This window comes from Rathayibacter sp. AY1E8 (assembly GCF_002931415.1).
Classification (GTDB): domain Bacteria; phylum Actinomycetota; class Actinomycetes; order Actinomycetales; family Microbacteriaceae; genus Rathayibacter.
The window spans coordinates 1-5,189 of sequence record NZ_PSVI01000095.1 but is presented as its reverse complement, the minus strand read 5'-3'; the positions used below and the strand labels follow the sequence as shown (position 1 = coordinate 5,189).

Here is a 5,189-nt window from a genome sequence, read left to right as displayed (position 1 = left end):
CGACCGCCGTCACCCCCCGGTCCCTCCTCCGCGACGACGTCTACCGCGCCCTCCGCGACGCGATCGTCGACGGGACGTTCGAGCCGGGGGAGCGCCTCCGCGACCAGGAGCTCGAGGCCTGGCTCGGGGTCAGCCGGACGCCGATCCGGGAGGCGCTGCTCCGGCTGGCCCGCGTCGGCCTCGTCTCGGCCAAGCCCGGCCGGGCGACGATCGTGACCCCCGCCACCACCGAGAGCATCAGCGACGCCCAGCAGATCGCCGCCGCCATGTACGAGCTCGCCACGCGCCTCGCCGGCCCGGCCGTCACTCCGGAGGCGCTCGCCGCGATGGAGTCGGCGAACGACGACTTCGCGCGGGCGCTGGCGGACGGCGACGTCGAGCTGGCGCTGCGCTCCGACGACGCGTTCCACGCGGTGCTCACCGGGCTCAGCGGCAACGGGATGATCGAGGACGTGCTCGAGCAGGCCACTCCGCTCATCCGCCGTGCCGAGCGCCAGCGCTTCGCCTCCCTCGCGGCCCGAGGATCCGTGGAGCAGCACCGCGCGATCGTGGAGTCCCTCCGCGCGGGCGACACCGAGGGCGCCGCCCGCCTCAGCCGCGAGAACTGGATGACGCTCGACCGTCACCTGCACTCGGCCTGACGCGCTGCTCCTCCGCGGGGAGGAGTCCGCGCTCGGTCATGCGCGAGGCCGACGCGATCGCATCCGCGACGAACCGCTCGGTCAGGTCGGCATGCCCTCGCCCGCGCGCTCCGCATCCGTCCCGAGAGCTGAGCGCCGCCCTCCCCGCGCCTCCGCCGCCGGGATGCGGGTCGAGGCGGGTGCCGGGCGCGGCGCGGAACGACGGACGGCCGACGCGCGGGCGGCCGGAGCGCTCTGGAACACTCGAGCGAGGGGCGGGGGCTCCGGAGCGGGGGAGCCGTGGCGTCACGCTTCGTCGAGCTCGACGGTCTGCGCGGCCTCGCCGCTCTCGGCGTGGTCGTCTACCACTTCACCACCGCGTTCTCGCTCGATCATCCGGATGCACCGCCGGGATCCTTCGCGCTCCCGTTCGGCGAGTTCGGCGTCCAGCTCTTCTTCGTCATCAGCGGCTTCGTGATCCTGATGTCCGCGGACCGCGCGCGGCGGCCGTCGGACTTCGCGATCTCCCGCGTCAGCCGCCTCTACCCGGCCTACTGGATCGCGGTGGTCGTCTCGATCGTCGTCGGCGCTCTCGCCCGCGTCCCCGGCACCGACCTCACGCCGCTGGAGCTGCTGCTCAACTTCACCATGGTGCAGCGGCTGCTGCTGGTGCCCAACGTGAACGGCGCGTTCTGGACGCTGGCCGTCGAGATGCAGTTCTACCTGCTGGTGCTGCTCGTGCTCGTCCTCACGAAGTGCCGGTTCACGGATCGGCTGGTCCGCGTGCTGGTGGTCGTCTGGCTCGGCGTCGCCGCGACCGCCTCCGTCGCCGCTCACCTCGCCTCGGGAGGCGTCGACGTCGTCTCGGCGCCGGTCGCCGTCCGGGTCCTGGCGAACCTGACGCTGGCCGAGTACGGACCGCTCTTCTGCGTCGGGATGCTGCTGTTCCTCTCGCGACGCCAGGGGCGCTTCGAGCTCCTCGCCGTGCCGGCGGCTCTGATCGCGGCCCTGAACGCCCAGCTCCTCCACGGCGGGCCGGACGGAGCGGTCGTCCTCGGCGTCTGCGCGGCCGTCGCGGTCGTCGCGATGCGGCGCCGGACCGCCGTGCTGCGATGGGCGCCGCTGCTCTGGCTCGGGCGGATCAGCTACTCGCTCTACATCCTCCATCTGGTCGTGGGCAGCGCGATCGTCAGCGCGCTCTGGCCGCTGATCGGCCGCGACGGAGCAGGACTCGTCGCCTTCGTCGTCGTCCTCCTGCTGTCCTGGGGCCTCAACGCGGTCGCCGAGGAGCGGTGGAGCCCCGCCTGGCGCCGCGCCCTCACCCGCCGGCGCGACCGCCGGTTCCCGGCGGGGACGGCGACCGCGGCCTGACGCGGTTGTGCACTCCGCTGGCCGCTCAGCGAGTGCGCCGCCGAGGCCTGTGGACGCCGGTGGCCGCGAAACGCATCTCCGCTCGACGTTCCCTGCACCTTGGCTGAGCCACCGGGACGTCCGAGCCCCGGGCCACGTCTTCATCATGTGCCACGGATCGTGAGCACCGCGGCCCCGGCCACGACCTCTGACCATCTGGAGAAGATCATGACCAACGTCACCCCCACCAGCCTCGCCAACGCCTCCTCGGCCAAGCACGGCACCGCCACCTCGGCCGGCAAGAACACGATCGCCGACGGCGTCGTCGAGAAGGTCGCCGGCATCGCGGCCCGCGAGGTCCCCGGCGTGCACGACCTGGGCAACGGCGCCGCCCGCGCCATCGGCGCCATCCGCAACGCGATCAACGCGCAGGACCGCGGCCAGGGCATCTCCGTCGAGGTCGGCGAGAAGCAGGTCGCCGCCGACATCACCGTCGTCGCCGAGTACCCCGTCGCGCTGCAGAAGCTCGCCGACAGCATCCGCTCCGCCGTCTCCGAGGCCATCTCCTCGGTCGTCGGCATGGAGGTCGCCGAGGTCAACGTCACCATCTCCGACGTCTTCATCCCCTCGGACGACAAGGACGACGAGACCGAGAGCCGCGTCAAGTGACTCCGTCCCACATCGGCCTGGTCCTCGGCGCGGTCCTCGCGCTGACCGCTCTCGTCTTCGGCTTCTGGGCGCTCCTCTGGGTCGCGCTCGCCATGGCGATCGGCTACGGCGTCGGGCGGGTCGTCGAGGGCAAGCTCGACCTGCGCTCCCTCGGCGACACCCTCCGCGGGCGGCGGTCCTCGTGACCGCGGCGGTGATGGCCGACGAGGCCAGCCACGGCCGCACGACGATCAGCTCGCGCGCCGTGCGCCGAGTCGTGTCGGCCGTCACCGCGGAGGCGCTGGACGTGAACTCGTCCGATGTGTCAGTCGAGCTCGACGACGAGGGAGGACGCCTCCACGTCGTCGCGCACGCCCCCATCCACGTCACGCCCCTGGGCGAGACGGGCCGCCGCTCCTCCGGGACGCTGCTGGACCGACTCAGCCGGGCGCAGACGACCATCCGTTCGCGCTGCCTCGAACTGACGGGCTCCACGATCGGCCGGGTCGACCTCCGGATCACCGGTGCCGACCTCCGAGAACGAAGGAGGGTGTCGTGACGACTCCCACCACTGCCGGCCGGGCGCTCTACCCGCGCCTGGTGCGGCGCGAGACGCACTCGTCCCGCTCCGGATCGGCGATCGTCCTCGCCGTCCTGCTCATCCTCCTGTTCGCGTGGCTGGGCACGGAGGCGGTCCTCGCCGTCCTCGGCCAGCCCGCGCTGCTCGTGGCCCCGCAGGACGGAGCGTCCTCGCTGCTCAACGCGGCCGCGGCGCCCATCGCGCTGACCGCCGCCGCCGGCGCCGTGCTCGCGCTGATCGGGCTCGTCCTGATCGTCGTGTCGCTCAAGCCCGGCCGTCGCGGCCGTCGCGCCGTCAGCACCGACCGCACCGCGGCGATCGTCGACGACCGCGTCATCGCGCAGGCAGTCGCCCGCACCGCCGGCTACGCCGGTGACGTCGACCCCGACAACGTGTCGGTGTCGGTCGGATCCCGCGTCGTCGACGTGACGGTCTCCCGCACCTCCGGCCGCAGCATCGACGTCACGCCGATCCGCGAGGCCGTCGACGCCGAGCTCGCCACGTTCGACTGCACCCCGCGCCTGCGCTCCAAGGTGCGCCTGTCCGAGAAGGGAACGGTCCGCTGATGACCACCACGAACCGATTCCTCAACCGGCTGCTCCTGTTCGTCGTGGGCCTCGTCCTCCTCCTCGCCGGCGGCGCCGTCGCGGTGGGGTCGCTGCTCCCGCAGGTGCAGGAGAACGTGTCCACCGCCGCGCAGGACGCGGCCGACCCCACGAGCCAGGCCCTCTCGGGCGGCACCCCGTGGATCCTCTGGGTCATCGCGGTCGTCGCGCTCGTCCTCATCCTGCTGCTGGTGCGCTTCATCGTGCGCCAGGGCCGCGGCCGCACCGCCACGCTGCTGCGCGTCGGCTCCGGAGAGGGAGCGGGGACGCCCACGGGCGGCTCCGTCACCATCGACGCGAAGGTCGCCGAGCAGGTCCTCGAGGAGGCCCTGTCGCAGGAGCCGTCCATCGTCGCGGTCGACGTGACCGCGTTCGAGATCAAGCACCAGAAGGTGCTGCGCGTCACCGCGCACACCCGCCGCGGCGCCTCGCCCGCCCGCACCCGGCAGACGGTCGACCAGGCCGTCCGCCAGTGGGACGCCCTCCTCGGCGAGGAGACGCCCGTCGTCATCCAGATCGTCAGCGGTCTGCGGACGAAGATGAGCGGCACCGCCCGCGTGCAGTAGCCGCCGGCACCACCGTCCGGCCCTCCCGATCGGGAGGGCCGGAGAGCCCCGCTCAGGCGGGATGGAAGTCTTTCTGAAGGAGCACCCCATGTCCGATCCGATGGAGCCCGGCACCGTCGAGCGCATCCGCACCGATGAGCAGCCGACCCCGAACCAGCAGAGCCGGCGCGAGTCCGCCCGCCGCGACGGGAAGCCGTCCGAGCCCGAGTCGACCGAGAGCCGGGTCGCGACCGCCGCCGGCGAGAGCGCCCAGCGCGTGTCCGGCGTCCACCACCTCGGCGGAGCCGTCGCCCGCGGCCTCGACCGCGCCTCCCGCCGCGTGCTGGGCACCAGCACCGTCCCCGGAGTCACGGTCTCGAAGGCCGACGGCGTCACCACCGTCGACATCGACCTCGTTGTCGAGTACCCCCACCCCGTCCGCGAGGTCCTGGACGCTGTGCGCGATCAGGTGCAGCGCGTGGCGGAGCCGGTCGCCGGCGGCCACGTCGTCGTCAATGTCGAGGCGACCGACGTCCACGGCCCATTCGACCCGATCGAGAAGCCGGAGGAGGACGAGGAACCGCTCGTCGACACCGCCAAGCGCGCCGCGTCCGACGCCCGCGACTCCGCCGTGGAGGCCGCCGGGAACGCCCGCGACGCCGTCTCCGGTGCCGTCGACTCCGCCCGCGGACGCCTGGCGGACGCCGCCGATGACGCCGCGGACGCGATGGACCGCGCGGCCGACGAGCGCGACGAGCGCGCAGCCGCCCAGAAGACGGCCGACGACGAGCGCGCCGCCGAGCGCGACGAGGACGACCCCCGCGTCGAGACGCACGCGGCT

8 protein-coding genes are annotated in these 5,189 nt (G+C 73.4%); all 8 read left to right on the top strand.

Features of this window, described 5'->3' with window-relative positions:
• Positions 1-641: GntR family transcriptional regulator (locus C5C74_RS16575; protein ID WP_104351919.1), on the top strand; the 641-nt coding region annotated here is incomplete at its 5' end.
• 279 nt (positions 642-920) lie between these two features.
• Positions 921-1,991, top strand: a complete 1,071-nt coding sequence (locus C5C74_RS16570) for an acyltransferase (protein WP_181134731.1) — start codon at positions 921-923, stop codon at positions 1,989-1,991.
• A gap of 207 nt (positions 1,992-2,198) precedes the next feature.
• On the top strand, positions 2,199-2,639 hold the full coding sequence (locus C5C74_RS16565) for an Asp23/Gls24 family envelope stress response protein (protein ID WP_104223989.1): 441 nt from the start codon (positions 2,199-2,201) through the stop codon (positions 2,637-2,639).
• Positions 2,636-2,824: a DUF2273 domain-containing protein gene (locus C5C74_RS16560; protein WP_104223990.1), complete on the top strand. Its 189-nt coding sequence runs from the start codon at positions 2,636-2,638 to the stop codon at positions 2,822-2,824. Before C5C74_RS16565 ends, C5C74_RS16560 begins: the two co-directional genes overlap by 4 nt.
• The gene (locus C5C74_RS16555) at positions 2,821-3,177 is read left to right on the top strand and encodes a hypothetical protein (RefSeq protein WP_244230558.1); all 357 of its coding nucleotides are present in this window, start codon (positions 2,821-2,823) and stop codon (positions 3,175-3,177) included. Before C5C74_RS16560 ends, C5C74_RS16555 begins: the two co-directional genes overlap by 4 nt.
• Positions 3,174-3,764: a DUF6286 domain-containing protein gene (locus C5C74_RS16550; protein WP_104225847.1), complete on the top strand. Its 591-nt coding sequence runs from the start codon at positions 3,174-3,176 to the stop codon at positions 3,762-3,764. Before C5C74_RS16555 ends, C5C74_RS16550 begins: the two co-directional genes overlap by 4 nt.
• A complete protein-coding gene (locus C5C74_RS16545) occupies positions 3,764-4,369 on the top strand; it encodes a hypothetical protein (RefSeq protein WP_104232926.1) in 606 nt (201 codons plus the stop codon). Before C5C74_RS16550 ends, C5C74_RS16545 begins: the two co-directional genes overlap by 1 nt.
• A gap of 88 nt (positions 4,370-4,457) precedes the next feature.
• Positions 4,458-5,189, top strand: a 732-nt coding sequence (locus C5C74_RS16540; protein ID WP_181134730.1) for an Asp23/Gls24 family envelope stress response protein, incomplete at its 3' end; no start/stop codon positions are given.

Coding starts and splice junctions, on each gene's coding strand:
- C5C74_RS16565 (WP_104223989.1), top strand. CDS start 2,199: ATGACCAACGTCACCCCCACCAGCCTCGCCAACGCCTCCTCGGCCAAG.
- C5C74_RS16545 (WP_104232926.1), top strand. CDS start 3,764: ATGACCACCACGAACCGATTCCTCAACCGGCTGCTCCTGTTCGTCGTG.